The sequence below is a fragment of the Paenibacillus sp. FSL L8-0502 genome (assembly GCF_038593055.1).
Classification (GTDB): Bacteria; Bacillota; Bacilli; order Paenibacillales; family Paenibacillaceae; genus Paenibacillus; species Paenibacillus polymyxa_D.
Genome location: NZ_CP151958.1, coordinates 731,136 through 754,164, shown reverse-complemented (window position 1 = coordinate 754,164; position 23,029 = coordinate 731,136). Strand labels below are relative to the sequence as shown.

Genomic DNA, 23,029 nt, shown 5'->3' with positions numbered 1-23,029 from the left:
TAAACTATATTTCTCGTAGAGGCGACCCTGGGAAGATCCGGGGTTGTTTTTTTGTGATATAAAGACATTCTCCAAGATAATAAAAGATATGGATGCAAGTATCCGTTTCCATTGGCATTAAAGATCGTTTTCCGCTACATATCCTCATTTTACACTTGTATTCGTGATTTACATTACATCCGCTGTGACGTATGATTCTTCCATCCCTATTTACAGTGAACTCGAGAAGGAGGCCATTCTAGCATGAGCATGACGCTTGCCCAGCCCACAACGTCCCAAGCGACCCAATTACGCATTGGTTCCATGGAAATGATTCAATACGATTATCGTCAATTTCCTGACTCGAAACCCTATCAACACCATTGCTGTGGCTTGCTTACTATGTCGTGTAACGGCGCTCAAGGTCTGGCAGAATATGAGTTACCTGAAATTAAAGGCGCCTTTGACCTCGTCCGCTGGGCTTCCGTGTTTACCTCACTCAAGGGTCTGTCCTTAACCGAGGCTGAGCAATATATTCAGCACCACGCTGATCACTGGGGGCCTGATAAAACAGAGCTGGCTCTATCTGCCTTATCCGATCTGACTGCCCATGCGAACCTGCACATTCTCTCCCCATTAGCGACCATCCTCCCCCCTCGGATTAGTCGTTCGTATCTCATCGAGCATGGCCTGGTCTACTATTCATTCTAAATATCGTCCACCACTCCATTAGCAATCTACTTTCCAGTTCATGCAAAAAAGCCTGAGACTGTTTATCACAGGCCAGGCTTTTACACTTTCAGCACAGAGTTGATCACACTTGCAGTTTACCTGCACGAATATCGTCTGTCATTCCTTCATAAGGTGCTTGGGAAATTAATTGTTCGTTGTTCACACCCGCATTTTCGATGAATGTAATATCTGCAAATTCAGGCACCACATACTTTGGATACGTTTCATACTTTTCACGCGATTCTTCCATTAGCGGAATAAAATCGTTTTGGTAGCGCACAGTGATTTCCGGATGCTCATGAACCCATTTAGGGAAGAAAATAATGCCGTGCATACGTTTTTCTTCAGGCATAAAATTCAGAGACACGTCAGTGCCTGTCGGTTCGGTCCACGATACTTTATACACGTTTTCCACCAGTTTCGCCAGATTGACCTTCTGATCACGTACCCAGCGGCCACCTACCATACCACTATGAATGCGATAATCGATCGTATCTTCATTTTTAATATATATTTCATACTCCCAACCATTCTCATAGGTGTAAATCATGTGGCTGCCGATAAACTTGTCCATCTTGCATCCTTCTTTCCTAAATTATAATTTTTCATGAATTGAATAGGATACCAAAGATAATAAATATTCAATTCAAAACATGTAAATATAAACATGTTTTTAACTACATATAAATTGTAGCACTGTGGTATACTAGTGTCAAATACCGTTTTACGAGGAGAGCTACGTTGAAACGCACTTTAAAATATGCCATTTTGGGCCTGGTTCACAAAGAGGAAATGAGCGGCTACGATATTACGAGCCAATTCAAGCAGGAAATCGGACAATTTTGGAGCGCCAAGCACAGTCAGATTTATCCCGAGCTCAAAAGGCTGACCGAAGAGGGACTCATTGAATATCGGACCTCCATTACAGGAGCCAAGCTGGAAAAAAAATTGTACTGCATTACCCCCAAAGGAACCCAAGAGCTGACCGAATGGCTGCTAAGCCCCAAGGAGTTACCGGAAACGGAAAAAGATGAGTTTATGCTTATGCTGTATTTCTCAGCGGCCATCCCCAAGGAAGAGAACAAGCGATTGTTCGAGGACCAGATTGCCAAACGTAAAGAAAAGCTGGAGTATCTGTACGAAAGTAAAAAATCCCTCCAACAGCTGGACGAGAATCTTCAATCCCCCGGCTCTAACCAATTCGGGCATTATCTGGTGCTGAGCCGTGCCATTAATCGGGAAGAAAGCTATATTACGTGGCTGGAAGAAACACTGTCCCTGTTTGAATAGCCTAAAAAACCTTCAACGTCACGTAGATTCGTGGTATTGAAGGTTTTTCTAAAATAAGTACGTGCAAACTAGTCTGCCGTCGTAATCGAAGAGCCGTAATCTTCAATATGGATATCTGTGCTAAACCGTACAGGAATGGTACTAAAAGTGGTATCCCAATCCTCTTTGACCTTACGCCAAACTTTAGGATGCTGAATCCTCAAGGCCTCTCCGAAACCTCCGACGTCAACCTTCAGCTTTTGCATTTTAGCTAACGTTTGTTCAACTAATGAATTCACTTTCTCCTGAAAGAGACTCTCTTCTTGTCCAAGCACATTGTTGCTACGCAAATTTTCATTCTTTATATGCACCTCCGAAATGCGTCCCTCTGAGGTCATTTTTACCTGAAAGGAAATGTCATCCCCCTGAACGATGGCCTTGATCTTGCTTTTCACCGCTTTGATCTCATATGCTATATTTTTACCGGTTTTCGGATCGCTGCTTTTCAGCACGCCTCCATCCAATTGGCCTTTGATCCACATAAGACCCTCGACCTCCGACTCATTCAGATAACCACCGTAGGTTTGTGTCTTTCCCTTGATGATTCCCGCACCTGCGAGCTTGATTTCATTCTCCGCCGTAATGACATTAGGTAATATAAAGCTTCTTTCACCCTTCATGGGTCCGATCACTTTAGCCAAAGCCATGGGCTTTATCAACCGCGCGTTCCGTTTACGGTTTTGGAATATATCCTTTAATATATAAGCAGGAATCTGACCAGGAATTTTCTCCTGAAGCGCATTCCCCGCCTTGTCTGTACTAATCAGTAGCTGTACGCTGGGCCGAATGTCATTATCCCCCAAGAAAAAGTCCAGCAGCTCATACAACGGAATCTTGCGAAGCAGACTGGAGCTGATAATAATCGTTTTCAAATGTTGCCCGATGGGAGGTCGATTGGTCCGCAATGAAATTTCTCTGAGCATTTCAAAAACGGAATCCCCCGTTTCCGTAATATTAAAAAATTTTTTAGCTTGCGGGGAGGAGCTATTGGAGCCTCCGCTTTCCTCTGGGATGACAAATTGGAAGGTTCCAGTGATTAACTCTTTTTTTGGATAATCTCCTCCTTTTCGATTAATTTGCTCTTCTTGCGAAGATTCTGCCTCTACATCCATAGCAATACCTGTCATCAGATTTAGATCCTCCACCGGCGAGCTGCTCCAACAACCTGAAAGTGTACAACATACTAGGAGTGCGGTCATTCCGAGTAATCCCGACCGTGCCCTCATCATGACCGCACCTTCCTCCAGCGAGAAATAAGCAGAAGTGGCAGTGGAAGCAGAGCGAATAAAACAAAAGCTCCATTCCCCAGGATCGTTCCAAAAGAAAATAACTCATTCAGATTTTTGGGAATTTGGGATAGGAAGTAGATGATCGGAAGCAAAATGAACAGCGTCTTGGAATAAGAGCTATTCAAAATTTGAGAAACTCCGAGCGAAGCGCAATAAAAAGCAATACTAAATGTGGAAAAAATTTGCATGATCCAAATGGTCAACAATAAGGATTCGAACCGTTCCAATAACAGGTACTCCACTTCAAAACTGCGAGCCAAATCTAAAAACGGCCAGGTTCTGCTCAAGACTCCTTCGAACGAAAAAGCGCCAATGCACAGGATCAGCGTTGCTGTATAAAAAGCGACCGCGATCCCGATCGCCAGTCCGATTGCCTTGGTTGCTTTCTCGGGTTTTTCCATCCGACAAAAAATAATCAGCAAGGACTCTGTCCCCGTTAATGTCAGGATTGTAGTCTTGAGCGTTCTAACCACTGGCATCACCCCCTCCGACAAGACAGGACGCAAATTATTCAATTCGAAAATATTTAAACTCAGCAAGCATATCAACAAAAAGATAGCCGTCGTAATCGGGAATATTAATTGGCATATTTTCCCTAATGAACTTACTCCTCCCATGCATAGGTACAGAGAGAGCCACATAAAAGGTGCTGAAATTGCCCACGCCGGAGTGCCTTCAAGCAGAAAGAACGACGTTACTTCCTCCACAGATCGGATTTCAAATGCGGCTATACAAACAAAATAAATAACAATCAGCATACCAATCCCTTTGCCAATGACTTTGCCTGTTATCCGCTGAACATACTGGTAAAAGGTACTTTCTGGAAACCTTGAACTTAGTTTGATCATAATCCATCCGAGCAGGAAAGTGCCCCCCCCTGCTAAAATGACAGATATCCACGCATCCGGTGTTTTTGCAACTTCAGTTGCTACTCTGGGAAGGGTAAGCAACCCGGCAGCCAGCATAAAGGAAACCACAATTGCCGTTGTCTGCAACGTTGTAATTTTATCCGCTTTTTTCCCACGGGCCATCTTGCTCCCTCCTGTGTTGAGCTCATCCTTGTCGCTTAGGGTCTTTATGCTTCAAAAGAATGGGTCTATTTTTCATAAATTGCAGCGGTGCTCGTATGAAGTAATCTTTCCAGTCCTTCAACGAACGGGGGACCGTTAGACTCAGGAACGGCACACCGAAGCTGTGTAATTTAACCATATGAATACTCAGCATTAGGAAAAACATGATTACGCCATACAACCCGAAGGTGGCCGCCGTAAACATGGCTCCAAAGCGCATGACACGCATGGAAATCCCAGCGCTGTATACAGGGGCTGAAAAGGAAGAAATCGCTGTAACGGCCACCACAATTACGAGAATCGGGCTTACAATCCCAGCGTCAACAGCGGCCTGTCCAATAATCAAACCGCCAACGATGCCCATCGCTGGACCGATGGGTTTGGGGAGCCGAAGTCCTGCCTCGCGTAAAATTTCGATGGAAATTTCCATAATCAGGGCCTCAATCAGTGTCGAAAATGGGACCCCCTGTCTCGCACTGATAATCGAAATGACCAGCTTGGTTGGAATCAATCCGGGATGAAACGAGATAAAGGAGATATAGAGCGCCGGGGCGAACAGCGATATGAAAGTTGCCATAAAACGAAGGAATCGTATAAGCGAACCCGGTATCCATCGTTCATAATAATCTTCGGGGGACTGGAGCATCATCCCATACGTTACAGGCATAAGAAGCGCAAAAGGTGTACCGTCCAGCAGAATCGCCACACGTCCCTCCAGCAATGCAGCCATGACCCGATCCGGTCTCTCCGTATTTTGAATTTGCAGAAAAGGGCTAAGAAAATTATCCTCAATAAGCTGCTCCACATAGCCCGACTCCAATACCTCATCCATATCAATGGTTTGGACCCGCCGCTTCACCTCATCCACAAGCTCCGGGTCGGCAATGTCTCTGAAATACACCACCATTAGCTGTTTTTCCACTCTTTTTCCAACTTTGAAGGACGACATGGCAAGTTCCGTACTTTCTCCATGTCTGCGCAGCATTGCGGTATTATCACTGAGGGTCTCGGTAAAACCGACTCGTGGTCCTCGCAGCACCGATTCCGATATAGGGTCTTCCACCCCTCGTGTATTCCCTTTGGGTGTACCCAACACAAAAGCCCCTGGTATGCCCTGAATCATGAGTATGACAGAACCGAACAGCACCTTTTGCAAGGAGAACTGCACCTCTAACGTATACTCTGTTTCCGATACCAGCATGACCTGACGAATAAACATATTCCGAAGCTCTTCTCCTCTCGGAAGATCTTCCCCCCCTTGCCCGGAACTCCCCCAATCCATCAGTGGCTTTAAAATGTTCTGATCCATGCCAACCTTATCTGTTAAGCCATCCACAAAAAAAAGCGTGCCTACAGCGTTCAGTTTTTCCAGAAAAAAAGATCGTTCGTTTACATCCGACATTTCCGAGACGGCTTGTCTGACTTTTTCTATATTCGCCTCATAATCTTCGGTAAAGGTTCCCTTTTCCTTCTCTGCCTCACTTACAGACGGGTTGCGATCTGCCTGCTCCGAACGGTCTTCTTCTTCTAGAAGCTTTAATCGTTCCATACGTCTGCTCTCTCGACCATCCATCGCTTTAATTTGTCGTACCGTCAGAAAAATAATCAAAGGTATGATGAACAAAAAGACAGCTTCTATCCATACGTTCCATTTGGGTATATGAGTTCCGATGACCTGCCACACGTTCTTTCCTCCTTTACTTCCATAGGATTTGTATATAGATTTACCTGGATTAGAAAAAAGATGCATGGACGATAGGTGGGATGGAATAAATTTCTTTGCTCACAAAAGGAATAAAAAGGTGAATTTGATAGATGAACTGTAGTGTCAAATGTAGAAATCCATGATAATATCTATTCATTCTATGACTAATGTCACAAATTTGTTGAATTCGTGGTCCATTATTCGAATCTAAAAAGGAGTTGTAGGTATGAAGAATCATTTTTGGAAGAAAACCGCTGTGTTGAGTTTGTTAGCGGTCATTTTGTTAGGTGGAACGGCAATCAGTCCCAAACAGGCACATGCAGGTTATGAGCCTTATATTGGGGAAATTACGGTGTACCCGTACATGTTCGCTCCTAAAGGTTGGCTAAAATGCGAGGGCCAGATCTTGAGCATTGCTCAGAATTCAGCATTATTTAGCCTGCTGGGCACTAATTTTGGCGGCGATGGAATGAGCACATTTGCATTGCCTGACTTGCGCGGAGCTTCCCCGTTGCCAAATGTAAACTACTACATCGCAACCGAAGGGGCATACCCGTCCCGCCCATAAGATGAATACGCTCAATAGTGTGCTATTTAATAAAGAAGAGGTGATAGCGTGCTCGAAGGCAATAACTTCACACGCAACAAATTGAAACCCTATCGGTTGCTGGTTCCATTGCTGCCATTCATCGGCGGTGCGTTCCTGCTCATAGGGACGAATGAGGCACATGCTGCCGGTTGGGAAAATGTAGTGTTGCACAAGCCTGTAAGCTCAAGCGGTTACACGCAACCCTATGATCCCTCCAGAGCGGTAGATGGGTCAATCGAGCCAACAAGCCGCTGGTATCAGGCAAGCAATGGTGAAAAATGGATCCAGGTAGATCTGAGAGATTGGTATACCGTAGATCGATATGTTGTTACAGGTATGGGTGTCCATTATGGATGGAACGATCAACGTGATCCATACAGTTTCCGATTGCAGACAAGCAGCAACGGAATTAATTGGGTGACTGTAGATACCGTCCAGAATAATGAAAGCTCTAATGTTGAAAAGAGCATTGCCCCTGTAACTACACGATACTTGCGATTAACTATTGATCAAGGAAATGCAAGAAACAATCAATGGACTTCCATCATGGAATTCGCAGCTTATGGGGAGCAATTGCCTATTCCACAGGCTCCGGGCCATTTTGCAGGAACCAAAAATGGAAATACAGTGGAGTTAAGCTGGGATGCTGTTCCTTATGCAACATCATACAAAGTCATACGAGATAGCGTAACGCTCTATACAGGCAGCTTAACCCAATTCATAGACACTTCAGCCTTGCCGCCAGGTGAAGCAATTTATACGGTTCAGGCTGTGAATGCTAAAGGGGAGAGCACCCCCTCAGAGGTTAAAGTGATTATACTTACCGATGCCGAGAGAGTTGCACAGGCAAAAGCCGCTCTTGCTTTAGGCTTTGCATCTGGAGATACAGCTGATTCGGTATCTCAAAATCTGACACTACCCCTCACTGGATTGAATGATACGACGGTGAGCTGGAGTTCGGATACTCCTGACGTCATTACGAATGAGGGGGCTGTCACACGCCCGCGGTACGATCTGGGTGACCGAAAAGTAAAACTGACAGCTACGATTGCAAAAGGAACCGCCTCGGATACTCAAACTTTCGAAGTTACCGTACCGAAGATAACTGCACATGATACATTGGATCAAGCAGCAGGTGCCCTCTCGCTTGGCGATTTGTCTGCGCTGACAGAAAATATATCTCTCCCATTATCCGGTTATGGTGGTACGCAGATCGAATGGTCCTCGTCCAAACCTCTTGTCATTGCATCAGATGGAACACTCACCAGACCCTCTTATAGTAGTGGAGATACTGACGTTATCCTAACGGCTACCCTGCAACTTGCAGGCTTAACGAAAACAAAGAATTTTACTGCGCATGTATTCCGTCTGCCCATGAGCGATACAGAAGCCGTTGACGCAGCATACAGGGCGCTTGAGTTGCCAATGACTACAGTAACCGGAGACGTATATTTGCCAAAAGACGCATTGAATGGTGTTCAGGTGTCATGGTCATCGACTCAGCCCCAGTTCCTGGATCATACGGGGCATGTAACATTCCCAAGCTATGTGCAAGGCGATCAGACCATCACGCTGGAAGCAGTTGTGTCACGAGGCGGGGTTGAGCTGCGAAAAACATTCAGCCTGCTCGTGCCCGCACTGCCCGTAAGTGCTGATGAAGCCGTAAATTTGGCAGCAAATACACTAAATTTGGATTATCCGCAAGGGATTAAGGATTCCATTGCTCTGCCTCGTACAGGAGCATTTGACACCCAGATTGACTGGTCTTCGGATCAACCGGATATCCTCAGCAATAGTGGTCAGGTGAATCGGCCTAAATATACAGACGGTGATGCGAATGTACAATTAATTGCCATTATTTCTAAAGGTGCAGCTTCTGTACAAAGAACATTCACGATCACAGTGCTGAAGGCATTGCCGAATACACCTTACGTACGATTGAACGGCAGTAATCCAATTGTTCTGGAAACCGGCGACAGCTTCACTGATCCAGGAGCCAGCGTACTGGACAGTGTTTACGGCAATATCCTGCTCCCTGAGCTTTCAGGTAGCGGGAATGTTGATACAAATGTACCTGGTGTATATGTATTGAACTATGCTTATAGCGACAACGGGGGTTGGACGGCAGAGCCTGCAGAACGCCATATAAACGTGCTGCCTCGTGCTGTTACAGCCGCAGCAGGCAATGAGGATATAGCCTCTGTGATCGTTACAGGCGCCTTACCGAACGCACGGCTTGAGCTGTACAATGCTCAGCAGGAGCTTATAGCGGAAGGAATTGCTTCCGGAGAGGGTAGATATACATTTATACCCGTTCCTGAAGGAGCCACCTACTATGTGCTACAGAACGTAAATGGCATGAAGAGCGCTCCGTCAGGGCTAGTGTATCCGCAAGGGTTAACCGCGCAGCGCGTTGCCGATTCCATCACAAGCATAACACCTCCTACAACAAGTGATACATTGCTCAGGTTGCCTGTTGTACCTGATGGTTTCCGTGTGACCATCAGCAGCAGTAGCCAGCCAGACATCGTGCGTACAGACGGAACTATTGTTCAAGCAGGTACTCCTTCCGTTGTAACTATCATGCTGGATGTTATGAGGGTAAGTGATGGTTCTCATGCTTTGACGCAAGCCATAGAAGTCACCGTTCCTGCCAAGGTAATTGCGAATACAGGCAAATCTAACAAAGATAAGACTGAGGATCTATCTACTTTCGTGCCACAGATCGGATTTTCCGAACAAGGGAAAGAGTTCTCCCTCTTTGTTCCTTCGCCGGCATTTCTGGATGAGCAGATACAGCAAGCACTTCGTGAGGGCAAAGCATACGCAGACATTCGTTTGGAGCAGGAAAAACAAATGAGTCGTGTTCTCCTTCCTCATTCTTTACTGAATAAGTGGGATAAGATGGGTGCATCGGTAATATCCCGATATGGAACACTGAGGATATCCAGTGACACCTTAACCAGCATGGCCTCAGGTCAGCAGGACGTTACATTGTCATTCCAGCAGGTAGATGTACAGCGTGCACAGCAGATCCGTGATTGGGCTGAGCAACAATCCAGCCTGACGCTGATGGGTCCGGTTACAGACATCAAAGCTAATGTGACAGGGACATCGACCATCATTCTACCGCTGGATAACGAATCCTTAGGTGAGTTACACAATGCAGAGCCCCAGTTCTCCATTCTTGTTATTCATGAGAATGGCGAGCGTGAGATTCTAAAAGGTACTGCTGTAATGGATTCAAAAGGGATTTTGTCGGGTGTGAGTCTGAATACGACCGGGTTAGGTACCTTTGCCATCGCCACAGATGCAAAGCCTCAAACCGGTCATACCCGTGTGCAAAATGCCCCAATCAATTCGTCAGATTCGCAAGAGCTAGCTCAAGTATGGCCAGATGTACAAGGCCATTGGGCTGCGAAGTCCTTGCAATCTCTTGCAGACAAAGGCTGGATACAAGGCTATAAAGACGGCAACATACGTCCTGAGCGCGCTGTAAGCCGTGCAGAATTTGTAGCCATACTGACCAGAGCATTGGGAACTGCTGGAGATGAGAGCCCTTCTACCTCATTTACAGATATGAAGGGACACTGGGCTGGATCAGCTGTGGATTCTGCTTACCGTCAGGGATGGATTCAAGGGCTAACCGCTCAAACTTTCGGACCTGATGAAAGCCTTACCCGTGAACAGGCGATGGTGATCCTGTCACACGCGATGCAGAATCAGACATCCATTTCCAGCACTACTGCACTGCAATCCTACAAGGATGAGCAGCAGATTTCAGCGTGGGCCTCCACAGCATTCCAAAATGCAGTATCCTCCGGCTGGATCAGCGGTTATCCAGATGGAACGCTCAAGCCAAAAGCGGCTATCAGCAGAGGTGAGATGGCTGAACTGTTAGTACGTATGCTTAAATAAGAATTTTCAAGTTTCATAGATCAGATGAGTATAGCCAATACAACGCGGCCTCCAAGCTTTTCGGGGGGCCGTATTTTTTATGTGTATTTTATGTAGGAGCCTTCAACAATCATTTTTGCTTGGTCATTCACCCTTTTCGCTTCAGAAAATATATTATGAGTATCTGCGAAACGGGGCGATGAACCACCTGTCACCTCTACTGTAGGAAGAACGATCAGGAGGAGATATTTGAGCATGAAACATAAAAAACCGTTCAGGTTCAGTGGTGCATCAAAAAAAGATGAAGACTGTAAACCAACAAGAGTAAATAGAAGTATCGAAGATCTTCTCAGGCTGATTAATGAAATGACCGCGATTATCCCCATCGTGTTCGCAAACCCTTCTGCGGCTAATGTATCTTCCTTGCAACAGGTTTTAAGACGTCTGTTGTCTCTGGCGAAAAGCTTAAGGCTTCGCGGCGGGGCCAAGGCAGACTTACTGGCAGCGCTGGAGCTTGCTATTGTTGCGTTAGAAGCTACACCTTTCTCGCCGATCGGCGTAGGTACTGCACTGCAACAATTGCTGGATGCGCTATTGTCCATCGTTTTACAAGAATCCCTCGATCCTGCTCTTAAAGACAGCTTAATCAACGCGATCAGAATCGCTGGAACGATGGTTAGCAACGTATTAGGTGAAACATACTTGTCAGGGGAGCCCGGTGCACAAGGACCCCCAGGGCCTCCAGGGGTTCCAGGGCCTCCAGGACCTCCAGGACCGGTGGGACCCGGCGGTGCGCCTGGACCAGCAGGTGGACCAGGGCCACAAGGGGCTCCCGGACCTATCGGAGCGGCCGGACCTGTGGGCCTTGACGGGCCTGCGGGACCTGTGGGCGCCGCTGGGCCCGCTGGGCCTATCGGGGCCGCTGGACCGGAAGGCCCTGCCGGACCTGTCGGCGCTACGGGTGCTACGGGGCCCGATGGTCTACCGGGCGCAGTTGGCGCTGTCGGACCCGCTGGGGCCACGGGTGTTACGGGCGTTACAGGGATTACCGGAGCCACCGGCTCGGGAGCCATCATCCCGTTTGCTTCCGGAGGGCCTGCTACACTGACAACTGTTCTTGGTGGGCTGGTAGGAACCACAAGTTTGATCGGCTTCGGAAGCTCAGCTACAGGTATTGGCCTCGTAGGCGATACCATTGACCTCACAGGTACGCTTGTAGGACCGCTTATTAACTTTGCTTTTTCCGTACCACGGGATGGCGTAATTACCTCTATTGCTGGTTACTTCAGTACAACAGCTGCTCTGACCCTCTTAGCATCATCCGTTAGCATTACTGCCCAGTTGTTTAGTTCCCCAACACCTAATAATTCCTTCACAGCGATTCCCGGAGCTACCGTTATATTGACTCCCCCACTGACTGACATTGTTGCTTTGGGAACGATCTCTAGTGGTATTACTACCGAATTGGCTATACCAGTAACCGCGCAGACCCGTCTACTTATGGTCTTCTCAGCAACGGCTACAGGAGCCTCCCTCCTCAACACCGTGGTGGGTTATGCGAGTGCAGGCATTACCATTACCTGATCCAAGCCGAAAAGGGCCCAACAGGATTGTCCTGTTGAGCCCTTTTTATTTGTATTCCATCAGATGAACTAAACCGTTTCGAGCGATATTTTTACTTCTTCTCCCTCTTCACAAACAGCGAACGTTTTAACTTGTCCGTGATCAGGCTCTTGAACGATGCCTGTCTGCAGGTCAATTTTCCAGTCATATAAAGGATCATAGATATAATGACCAGATACTATCGCCTCTGTAAGAGGACCTCTTTTGGGATGAGGATTGATATTTTCAACGGCATAAAGCTCATTCTCCGAAGTGCGAAAAACAGCAATTTCGACACCTTTGATGTGGATGGTACGTCCTATTCTGATCGGAAAATCCTTACTGTGACCGACGACAAGCCATTCGGCATTTTTGATCATTTGCTTGATTGCTCCCTTCCTCAGGCATTTTAGATACAATTACACAATAGACGGGGTGACAACCTCGAATAAATTTTTGCGTGAATCCTCATCATTGATGATCTTTTTCCAAGGGTCTTCGACCTGTTGCAGTGCAAATTCGATACGTTCTACTAAAGCTTGGCGATTAGCTGTATCCTGAACGACTGCTTTCTGAATCTCTTCCAGACCGATCCGTTCCACCCACTCCGAAGTACGTTCCAGGTATTGTCCTGTTTCGCGGTAGAGTTGCATTACGCTACCTACAATATCAATCAACTCGGCGTCGGTTTTCACTTTACAGAGTGAATCAGCCAACCGTGCTTTAATACCGCCATTACCACCGATAAAGATCTCCCAGCCCCCATCATTACCTACGATTCCGATATCTTTGGTACATGATTCCGCACAGTTGCGTGGACATCCATTAACCGCTAATTTGAATTTTGCCGGGAAATCCAGTCGTTCGAATTTCCGTTCCAACACTTCTCCCATTCCCATCGAGTCCTGTGTACCAAACCGACAAAATTGCGATCCAACACAGGTTTTAACCGTACGAAGTGACTTCGCGTAGGCATACCCCGACGGCATATCGAGTTCTTCCCATACTTTAGGCAGATCCTCTTTACGGACACCGATCAAATCAAGCCGCTGTCCTCCTGTTACTTTAACGACCTTAACGTTGTATTTAAGAGAAACATCTGCTATCTTCTTCAAATCTTCTGGGGTCGTTACACCGCCGTACATTCTAGGAACAACTGTAAACGTTCCATCCTTTTGAATGTTTGCGTGCAATCGCTCATTTACAAAACGGGAATCCCCCTCATTTTCATAGGTGTCCGGGTTAATCATTCCCAGATAGTAATTCAGCGCCGGCCGGCATTTGGAGCAACCTTCATCATTATGCCAACCCAGTACATTCATAACTTCACGCGTTGTTGTCAGCCCTTTGGTTTTGATCGCTTCCACAATCTCGTCCCGGCTCAATGTTGTGCAGCTACATATTCCTTGCTTGGCTGACGTCTTGAAGCTGTCTCCAAGAACATATTGTAGAATCTGCTCCACGACCGGCTTACATCCTCCACAAGAACGAGTTGCTCCGGTACATGCTTTAATTTCATCGACTGTAGTCAGCCCATTGTCATTAATTGCATCAACAATGGCCTTTTTAGTAACACCGTTACAGCCACACACAATTTCATCATCGGCCATCGTTTCAGCGGATGATGTTTTCGACCCGTGATTGCTGCATCCAGTACCCATGAGCTGTCCATATATTTCATCTGTCATCAATGTTTGCTGACGCACATATTTTTGCAGGCTAGCAGATTCGCTCACATCGCCAAACAGTACAGTTCCAACAATCTTATTTTCACGAAGCAGCACTTTTTTGTAGGTCCGCTTCCACTCATCTTTTGCAACAATCACCGTATGTTCAGGCTGGGTTATGAATTCGCCAGCTGAGAAAACATCCACCCCTGAAATTTTGAGCTTGGTGGAAACCACCGATCCCATATAACCTTCAGTTTCCGCGCCTGCCAAATGTTTGGCAATGACACTTCCCTGCTCAAACAGCGGAGCTACCAGACCATAACAGATTCCGCGGTGTTCAACACATTCCCCTACAGCATATACATCCGGCACAGAGGTTCTCATCAAATCATCGACTACAATACCACGGTTCGTTTCCATACCACTTTGCACAGCTACCTGAATATTAGGCTTGATCCCAACCGCCATAACGACCAAATCCGCTTCCAGCTCGCTTCCGTCTGAAAACCGCAATCCTTGTACGCGATCTTGACCGTACACCTCCGAAGTTTGCATTTGCATAGCAAACTTGATTCCTTGGCGTTCTAGTTCTGCTTTTAGCATCGCAGAGGCTTCCCGGTCTAGCTGACGTTCCATCAAATCTTCCATTAAATGAACGACCGTAACATCCATCCCCAGATTGACCAGGCCTTTAGCTGCCTCCAGCCCCAACAGACCTCCACCAATGACAGCGGCCTTTTTATAGGTCTTTGCCGCTTCCAGCATTGCCGAGCAATCGGCGATATCTCGGAAACCAATAACTCCCGGTAATTCTTTACCCGGAATAGGCAGAATAAACGATTGTGAACCAGTAGCCACCAAAGCCACATCGTAATCAATTTCCAGTCCGTCTTCGGTGAGAATCTTCTTGTTCTCACCGTCGATACTTTTAACCATTTTTCCTGTATATAAAGTAATCCCTTGATCCGCATACCATTGCAAATCGTTCAGTATGATATCATCTATTGTTTTACTACCTTCCAACACATAAGAGAGCATGATCCTGTTATAGTTCGGATGCGGCTCACTTCCCAGGACTGTAATTTCATATTTATCTGTTAATTTTAAAATTTGTTCGACCGTATTGATACCAGCCATCCCGTTCCCTATAACCACAAGCTTCTTTTTACTGTTTATCATATACCGGTTCCTCCATTCATTCGACGCTACTTCCTATCCGACGACATCTCTACGTTTCTAATGAATATTGTTTATGCTTCTATTTTAATACAGCAGATAGAGCTATATGTGACTAGAATCACAATGTAGTTAAAATTAAGAATATTTAGGGATTTCCCTATTCCGTTTCAAGGGATTTTGCTCCATTCTCTACACTGGCTCTCAGTGCTAGATAGCTCTATAACAACAACAGAAGTGTTTCGTGTGAGATCTGCCGTAATGATTAGATTTAAAAATAGTGTAGTTGATGATCATTTGCTCTGGTCATCGAACGAATCTTTCCAGTTCATGTGTAAATACAACCTTTATAAGGAATACTTTAGGGACAACTTGTATCTTAGAATTGATTCGTTTGGAGGTGGTCATCTTGTGGTCTAAAATAATTTCTTATATTCCGAGCTGGAGTATACTCTTTCAAGCAGGCCTCGCGTTGATTATTCCTTTAGGGATTTATTATATAAACACCTCGATTTATTCGTTTGTCGGTAGTAAGGGAGCGAAATCCAAACATTCTTCCGGTCGGCCGCTCTCCGATGAAAATAACGAAGGGCACCTTGATCAACAGAATAAACCAAACTCTAAAATTACAGGGAATTACGATTCCGATTTAAATTCGATCCGAGAGTCTATAGGCGGAAATAGTGATGTGCATTTTCGTGAGTTTATGTTGAAAAAATTTCATGCTCGGTCCGTATTAGTCTTCATAGAAGGCATGCAGGATGAAAAGCTTATGAGCAAGCAGGTATTGGAGGTCTTGATGTTTGAGGGCCAGCAGGACCAACAGGAACAGCCGGAAAGTATAAGTAGCTCTTTTATAAAAGATAGCTTGATGCCACTTACGCAAATTAGTGAAGTTACCAGTATGGAGGAACTGCACGAGTTCATCCTTTTAGGTCATACTGCCTTATTAATTGAAGGAATGAAGGAAGCACTACTGGTAGGCTCGCCTAATGGCGCCATTCGCTCCGTCAATGAACCAACCTCTGAAGCACTACTTCGGGGTCCCAGAATCGGTTTTACGGAAGTATTAAGTGAAAATACTTCGATGCTTCGACGCCAGGGCTTAAATAAAAGTCTGGAAATGAAGAAATTTCAAGTGGGAAGCCGAATCAAAAAGGATCTGATTGTCGCGTACATCAAGGATATTGTGAATCCGGATCTTCTTGAAGAAGTAAACCGCAGAATATCAAAAATAGATATGGATTTTTTGGCTGAATCCGGTTATGTGGAGCAACTCATCGAAGACAATTATTTAAGTCCGTTCCAGCAGGTTCACAACACAGAGCGACCCGACCGTGTCATTAATGCATTACTGGAAGGAAGAATAGCCATTCTTCTGGACGGGACTCCCTTTGCACTTATTGTCCCGGTGACCTTCAGTATGCTGCTTCAATCTCCCGAGGATTATTATGAACGCTGGATTCCAGGTTCACTTTTACGTTTGCTGAGATTTTTTGGAGCTTTCATAGCGCTGATGGGCCCTGCTTTGTATATCTCTTTTATTTCATTTCATCCCGGTTTGATTCCGACCAAGCTGGTCATTAGCATCATTCAGACCCGTCAAGGCGTCCCTTTTCCTTCCGTCATTGAAGTCATGATTCTGGAAATTTCGATCGAAATCCTGCGGGAAGCCGGCATCCGATTGCCCAAACCCATTGGTCCTGCAATGGGCATTGTGGGAGGCTTGGTCATCGGCGACGCTGCTGTAAATGCGGGCATCGTCAGCCCCTTTCTGGTGATTGTGGTTGCCGTTACTGCTATTTCTTCGTTTTCGATACCGACATACAGTGCGGGCATTACCCTGCGTCTTTTGCGTTTCGTCGGCATGTTCTTTGCAGCAATCCTGGGTATGCTCGGAACCATATTGTTCTTTCTGTTAATTTGTATCCATCTAACGAAGTTGAAAAGTTTTGGCGTACCGTATGTAACTCCCTTTTCACCCATGCGACCAAGTGATTGGAAGGATATGTACATCCGGGCTCCTATTTCTCTGATGAAACGAAGACCTGTTATGATGAAAACGCAGCAAAAAAAGCGTAGACCATGACGCCAAGACGAAGGAGGAGCTACTGTGTTTAGACGCTCTGATGACAAGATCACAACGAAGCAGGCGGCTGTATTCCTGACCAATACCGTATTGGGGGCAGGCATTTTGACACTGCCGAGGGGTGTAACTGAACAGGTACAGACTCCTGATGCATGGCTTTCTGTCCTCATCGGTGGAAGTATTGTCATATTTGTCGTCTGGATCATGGTGAAATTAAGTCAACAGTTTCCTGGAAACACCGTGTATCAATATTCCAGAAGAATCGTGGGCAAGATTCCGGGGGGATTCTTAAGCGTGCTATTAATTATATACTTTATAATCATTGCAGGCTTTGAAATCCGTGTGTTAGCTGAAGTGAACATTTTTTTTCTACTCGAAGGCACACCTATCTGGGCAATTGTGATTCCATTTATCTGGGTAGGGAGTTATTTGGTTTTTGGAGGCATTAATTCTATCGCGCGACTGTACCAGATTGTACTTCCGATCAGTCTCTTCTTTCTGCTTTTCTGTTTTCTCTTTAGCTTAAGGATTTTTGAAATTGATCATCTTCGTCCCGTATTGAGTGAAGGGGTTTTACCCGTCATCAAGGGACTGAAATCAACTATCCTTGTTTTCAGTGGATGTGAAGTCGTCATGACACTGGTCGCTTTTATGCAACACCCCGAGAAAGCATTTAAGGCCATGGTAGTGGGGATCAGTATCCCTTTAATTTTGTACTTTTTGACCGTAGTTATGGTCATCGGCGGGCTATCGGTAGATTCCACTGTGACAAGTACTTGGCCTACCATTAATTTGATGCGCAGTTTTGAAATCCCCGGATTTCTTTTTGAACGTCTAGAGTTTCCACTGCTAGTGATCTGGATGATGCAAATGTTTTGTAATTCCTGCAGTTTTTTCTTCAATGCATCCTTAGGTGTTTCACAGGTGTTTGGTTTTAAATATCGTTATGCGGTTTTCGGTTTAATCCCGCTAATCTTTATCTCCACAATGACTCCTGTTCGTATGATGGAAGTGTTTAGCCTGGGCGATGCGATCGGATATATGGGAATCCTATTATTTATTTTGATTCCGGTATTTCTCTCCATTGTGTTCATGATCAGGAAGAAGGGAATGAAGCAAAATGTGTAGACGACCTATCCTATCTGTACTGCTTGCCTTTATTCTTCTGGTGACTCAAGTCGGTTGTTGGAGCAGCAAAGAAGTAGAGGAACTTAGCATATATACAGGACTTTCTCTGGATAAGGGAGAGCTCACTCCATTGGAACAGGATCTGGAGAAGAAAGGCAGCCGTTACTTCAAGAAAAATAAAATTACGGCCAGCGTACAAATCGTCCCCAAAAAATCATCTGGAAGCCCAAACCAACAAGGCGGAGGAGGGGGACAAGAGCCAAACTATAACAACATAACTGGCACAGGAGATTCTTTGCTTGAAATCTTCCGCCAACTCTCTCTCCGTTTGGATCGCCCCGTTATTGGCCACCATCTAAAGGTCATGGTGGTTTCCACCGAACTGGCAAAACAACAGACGATGCAGCAATTGATGGATTTTGTGCTTCGTGATAATGATATTCGCCCGAGTTGTTTGGTCTTTTTAAGCAAGGGACGAGCAGATAGTACTTTAGTTACCAAATATAAAGAAGAAGTCCCATCCATTCATATTCTGTATATGCTTCGTAACCATTTCAGAACCAGCAAGGTAATGAAGGGAGTAAATTTGTCTGAATTGGATGGGTTGATGCATTCCAAAAAAAGCTATATATTGCAAAACATCACTGAATCCGATGGAGAATTAGAATTTTCAGGTGCCGGCATTATTAAAGGAGATACCGGTCACTGGATCGGTACTTTGGGACAACAAGACGTGGAGAGTATTGGATGGATTACAGGGGATGTTAAGGGCGGAGCTGTCAAAACGTATGATAAGCGGAATGAAGCCATAACTTACGAAATCAAATCGGTAAAAAGCAAAATAACAACGAAGGTGACTGAGAGTAACGATATCTCGTTTCACGTAGAAATTGAATCCAAAGGACGTTTAATCGAAAACTGGGATGATAAAGCCGACCCGACTGAGACACAAAACATGAAGGAGGCTGAGAAAGAGTTTGAAGAACAAGTGACTAGCAGGATTAAGTCTCTTATGCACAAATTACAGTCAGAATATAAAGTCGATGTTGCCGGTTTTGGTGATCATTTGCATATTGAGGAACCGCAGGTGTGGAAAAAAGTAAAGGATGATTGGGATTACAAATTCAGCAAAACACCCGTAACCTTTGATATAAAATTATCCATTACGGATTTAGGTTCATCTGCTGAATGAAAAAGTCGAATTGGTCTTATATAAAGGCCAATTCGACTTAAAATTCTCGGTTGTCTACTTAACCTTCCAACGCTGCAACGGTCGCTCCTGAATTTCCAGAAGCGGCTACACAATTAATTCAAATTGATTTTAAATACATCCCCTGCATTGCCACCCAAAACGATCAAGCCACCTTTGGGCAGTACAACCGAATTGTTATTGCTAGCAGTTGAAAATTGTACAACTGCTCCGTTTTCATCATAGACAGCGAACCCTCCGCTTGTTGGAAAATCAACGGTCATCGTTTTATTGGCTGAGTTTTTATCTATTTTATACCATGTGGCTTGGCCATTAGATGGTATGGTGTGCACTGATTTTCCTCCCAAGATAGGTTTAGCAGCATCTTCACTGATATAGGATTGTCCATCTATGGTTAAATACTCCGAACCATCCTTGGTATAAAAATTCAGATCAAATGCATCTCTTCCACTCATAACTGGAATCTCAACGGCATTTACTGCTTTATTCTCATTCACAATTTTAGTACCACTTGCGTATCCATCATGATCAACGGATATTTTTTTCGTTATAAATGAGGGGGCCAGATAAAATATGGAAGATATCTTTTCATCCAAAGCATAATAAATTCTCCCGTTTCTGTTTTCCCATGCCTTTTTAACTGTGGGATTTACAGGATTGGCATCTAGCTTTTGATATTCATAAGTCACCATAACCATTTGACCTAATCCCGGAAAGTCTAAATATAGGTTAGCCTTAATATACGTTTTCCCGTTTTTTTGTTTTTCAAAGCTTATGGCTACACTGCCATCACTGCTTTTGAATTGTCCATTGCCTGTATACACATATTTTTGCGCCGGGACGAATCCATCCAAGAAAGCAGGTAAATCAAACTCACCGTTTTTAATCTCTACATTGATGGTTGTACCCACAGAACCGTATAATCCCGAATAAGAAAGTAAATCAGATGGCATTTCCACTTTTACAGGAGGCTCAAATGTTTTCTCCGGTAGGATGTCTTTAATGATGCCCTTATCTTTTAAAACTTCCAATAAAATGTTAGAGGCAAAAATACTATCTAAGATGGAAGACCCTCCAGATGAAAGTACAGCCATAGAAATATGATGCTCCGGCATGGTGATCAAGACAGAGTGATACAAAACAGTATCCCCACCTTTGGATAACGCTGTTATTCCGTAATCACTAAACGGTGCCAACTGAACCGCATCCCAACCAAGTCCATAATTAAAGCTGTTTGTCTCTTCAGGTACCCATATTCCTTTTCGATATTCATGACTTTGCATGGACTTCGCCGATTGGGCAGATAGAATATCAGGTCTGTTCCCCGTTAACACTTCTGAAAACATAGCCACCTCTTCTGCGGTGGAGTATAAGCCCCCTGTCCCGATGACATTGGCATTTTCAACCGGTAAGGCCCCCTCAATCGCAGGAAAATAAGTTTTGGACAGCTTTTGTCTATCAAATTGATCGAGAGGTGTTTTGGTAGATTTCAAACCCAAAGGGGTACTCATATGCTTTGCCAGGAAATCGGTGTAACTTAGACCGCTCACCCGCTCAACTAATATTTCAAGCAATTGAAATCCATCATTGGTATATACGGAATATTCGCCAGGGTTTGATTTTAAAGTTTCTGATTGCAACCTTAGCAAGAGCTCATCATGATTTTCTGTATCATTGTCATTAAATAACATACTATTTTTATAGTGAGCACCATAAAGACCTGACGAATGATTTAACAGCATACGCGGTGTAATTTGTTTGTATCTTTCATCAGACATTTTAAAGTCCTTAATGTATGTTGTTAATGGCTGATCAATATCTACCTTATGGGCATCCACCAGCATCATCGTTGCAGCAGATACATACATTTTGCTTGTAGAGCCTATACCGAACATCGTATCTTTGGTGATCGGCTCGTTGGTTGCTTTATTCTTTACACCCACGCTATCCGATAATACGATGTTTCCTTGGTCCATAATGGCATACTGCACACCGCTAGCACCGTATTTGGATACCAGCTCCGAGGCCAGACTGCGAGCCTTTTCCTTGATGGGTTCAGCAGTGCCTTGAGCAAAAGTATTCGTCATCGGCAGTACAAAAAGCATAGCAGAAACGAACACAGCTATTATTTTCTTCATTCCATATTTCCTCCTCTTATAGCTTCACCAGATTTTATGACTGACCTGATCATACAATGAACGAGGATTCTATATAAAAAAACACCCTTAAACGAAAAAAACAATCCCTAAACAACATGATGTCTAAGGAATGTCCTTATAAAATGGCAATAAGACCATATTATCGAATACTTTATTTTTCGTTTCAATGGTCATATTCCCACCATATTTGTCACATATTCTAGATATATTGGTTAAGCCAATGCCATGAACATCCGGGTTTGATTTTTGACTATGCAAATGAGCCACTTCATTCTCCACATGATTAAGGATGTGAATGAAAAGCGTGGACTCATTGGAATGTATTTTAATAAGAATGTACCTGTCATCCGCAATCTTGACCTTTTTAGATGCTTCTATGGCATTATCCAGCATATTCCCTAGAACTACACATAAATCATAACGTTCAATATTTACTTTCTGTGAATATAAGTTAAGTTGGGTATCTACCTTGATGCCATTGGCTTGTCCAATGTTAAGACTATTCGTGACAAGGGCATCTATAACCAGATTACCGGTATTAACCCTTTGATATGCTCCTTCGATTTTATTTAAGGTAACCTTAATATGTTCACTCGCCTCAGCCAATTCATTTCTCTTGATACATTCTTCAATATACAAAAACTGTTGGTGTGTATCATGAATGATTCTTTTTATATTTTTGAAGCTGTGAACCGTTTTTTCATAATTGGCATCTTGGTAGTCCATCTGATCTTGTAATTGAGCATTTTCATGCATTAATTGAAATTTTTCAATGACATTATCAAAAATATATATGATAAAAACATTTAAGGAAATAAAGCCAATAATAGAACCAAAATAATACATATTCTTTTCACTATAAACAGATAAAACATTGACCTGGTATAAACTTATGATGGGAACGATTAAAAATAAAATATAGTAACGATGCTGCAAAGGGAAGGTTCTTCGTTTGGCAAATAACCGTATAATCTGAATGACAGCAAACATGATAATGCAGCTGAGTAACATAACCTTAGAGTATATCAAGTGATCTTGTTCACTCAAATGGCTAAAGTTGCTAATTTTAACAGAGCCTACAGCATATAAAATATAAAGAGATATAAAATTAACGATGGTTATCAATACAGCATAAAGGATAGAAAAGATGATCTTTGTCTTTATTTCCACTGTATACGATTGCGCTAAACTAAATATGACAAGTAATGCTAAAATCGAAGATATCGTAGGAGCCAAATAAACACTTAAATATAGGGAATCCAGCAACCCAAAAATAATGAAGTACACGAATCTGTTCGGCTTTCGATTGGACTTATCAAAAACCGAGTTAAAGTAAAAATTCACTTGGAAGCACATAACAAGGACAACGCAAAGATTAAGAAGCAGGGAGTTATATTCCATCATA

16 protein-coding genes are annotated in these 23,029 nt (G+C 44.2%); 8 read left to right on the top strand and 8 right to left on the bottom strand.

Translation table 11 applies throughout. The features are described 5' to 3' along the window. Positions 1-243: 243 nt before the first annotated feature. Entirely contained in the window at positions 244-690 is a 447-nt protein-coding gene (locus NSQ57_RS03315) for a hypothetical protein (protein WP_029515871.1), read from the top strand. A gap of 103 nt (positions 691-793) precedes the next feature. Here NSQ57_RS03315 and NSQ57_RS03310 read toward each other — a convergent pair whose 3' ends face one another. Then, positions 794-1,285 carry a phenolic acid decarboxylase gene (locus tag NSQ57_RS03310; RefSeq protein WP_029515872.1) on the bottom strand — a complete coding sequence of 164 codons (492 nt, stop codon included), beginning with the start codon at positions 1,283-1,285 and terminating at the stop codon, positions 794-796. A gap of 167 nt (positions 1,286-1,452) precedes the next feature. Between NSQ57_RS03310 and NSQ57_RS03305 the strand changes: the two genes are divergently transcribed. Further along, entirely contained in the window at positions 1,453-2,001 is a 549-nt protein-coding gene (locus NSQ57_RS03305) for a PadR family transcriptional regulator (RefSeq protein ID WP_069010937.1), read from the top strand. Positions 2,002-2,069: 68 nt separating this feature from the next. Here the strand turns inward: NSQ57_RS03305 and NSQ57_RS03300 are convergent, their stop codons facing one another. The 3 genes from NSQ57_RS03300 to NSQ57_RS03290 are packed head-to-tail and all read right to left on the bottom strand — an operon-like array spanning position 2,070 to position 6,083. Beyond that, the gene (locus NSQ57_RS03300) at positions 2,070-3,269 is read right to left on the bottom strand and encodes a Ger(x)C family spore germination protein (protein WP_342425623.1); all 1,200 of its coding nucleotides are present in this window, start codon (positions 3,267-3,269) and stop codon (positions 2,070-2,072) included. After that, positions 3,266-4,360, bottom strand: coding sequence for a GerAB/ArcD/ProY family transporter (locus tag NSQ57_RS03295; RefSeq protein ID WP_029515875.1), 1,095 nt, complete (start codon positions 4,358-4,360; stop codon positions 3,266-3,268). The genes NSQ57_RS03300 and NSQ57_RS03295 overlap by 4 nt, the downstream gene beginning before the upstream one ends. Before the next feature lie 22 nt (positions 4,361-4,382). Next, on the bottom strand, positions 4,383-6,083 hold the full coding sequence (locus NSQ57_RS03290) for a spore germination protein (RefSeq protein ID WP_342425622.1): 1,701 nt from the start codon (positions 6,081-6,083) through the stop codon (positions 4,383-4,385). 247 nt (positions 6,084-6,330) lie between these two features. Between NSQ57_RS03290 and NSQ57_RS03285 the strand changes: the two genes are divergently transcribed. From NSQ57_RS03285 to NSQ57_RS03275, 3 genes are all read left to right on the top strand, one after another. Next, entirely contained in the window at positions 6,331-6,672 is a 342-nt protein-coding gene (locus tag NSQ57_RS03285) for a tail fiber protein (RefSeq protein ID WP_029515877.1), read from the top strand. Between the two features lie 48 nt (positions 6,673-6,720). After that, positions 6,721-10,611 carry an immunoglobulin-like domain-containing protein gene (locus NSQ57_RS03280; RefSeq protein ID WP_342425621.1) on the top strand — a complete coding sequence of 1,297 codons (3,891 nt, stop codon included), beginning with the start codon at positions 6,721-6,723 and terminating at the stop codon, positions 10,609-10,611. Positions 10,612-10,845: 234 nt separating this feature from the next. Then, positions 10,846-12,174 carry an exosporium glycoprotein BclB-related protein gene (locus NSQ57_RS03275; RefSeq protein ID WP_340884271.1) on the top strand — a complete coding sequence of 443 codons (1,329 nt, stop codon included), beginning with the start codon at positions 10,846-10,848 and terminating at the stop codon, positions 12,172-12,174. 68 nt (positions 12,175-12,242) lie between these two features. On the opposite strand, the gene nirD is transcribed toward NSQ57_RS03275, so the two are convergent. Both nirD and nirB read right to left on the bottom strand, forming a co-directional pair. Next, positions 12,243-12,572, bottom strand: coding sequence for a nitrite reductase small subunit NirD (gene nirD / locus NSQ57_RS03270; RefSeq protein WP_029515880.1), 330 nt, complete (start codon positions 12,570-12,572; stop codon positions 12,243-12,245). A 39-nt stretch (positions 12,573-12,611) separates the two neighbouring features. Then, complete coding sequence (gene nirB, locus NSQ57_RS03265) at positions 12,612-15,041, bottom strand: nitrite reductase large subunit NirB (RefSeq protein WP_029515881.1); 2,430 nt, start codon at positions 15,039-15,041, stop codon at positions 12,612-12,614. Positions 15,042-15,447: 406 nt separating this feature from the next. Here nirB and NSQ57_RS03260 point away from each other — a divergent pair, with 406 nt between their 5' ends. From NSQ57_RS03260 to NSQ57_RS03250, 3 genes are read left to right on the top strand one after another with little or no spacing between them, the layout of a single operon-like run. Further along, positions 15,448-17,127: a spore germination protein gene (locus NSQ57_RS03260; RefSeq protein WP_342425620.1), complete on the top strand. Its 1,680-nt coding sequence runs from the start codon at positions 15,448-15,450 to the stop codon at positions 17,125-17,127. 24 nt (positions 17,128-17,151) lie between these two features. Beyond that, entirely contained in the window at positions 17,152-18,255 is a 1,104-nt protein-coding gene (locus tag NSQ57_RS03255; protein ID WP_342425619.1) for a GerAB/ArcD/ProY family transporter, read from the top strand. Beyond that, complete coding sequence (locus NSQ57_RS03250; protein ID WP_342425618.1) at positions 18,248-19,447, top strand: Ger(x)C family spore germination protein; 1,200 nt, start codon at positions 18,248-18,250, stop codon at positions 19,445-19,447. Before NSQ57_RS03255 ends, NSQ57_RS03250 begins: the two co-directional genes overlap by 8 nt. Before the next feature lie 113 nt (positions 19,448-19,560). On the opposite strand, the gene NSQ57_RS03245 is transcribed toward NSQ57_RS03250, so the two are convergent. Further along, positions 19,561-21,603, bottom strand: coding sequence for a serine hydrolase domain-containing protein (locus tag NSQ57_RS03245; RefSeq protein ID WP_342425617.1), 2,043 nt, complete (start codon positions 21,601-21,603; stop codon positions 19,561-19,563). Positions 21,604-21,726: 123 nt separating this feature from the next. Next, positions 21,727-23,028: an ATP-binding protein gene (locus NSQ57_RS03240; protein ID WP_342425616.1), complete on the bottom strand. Its 1,302-nt coding sequence runs from the start codon at positions 23,026-23,028 to the stop codon at positions 21,727-21,729. Position 23,029 lies beyond the last annotated feature (1 nt).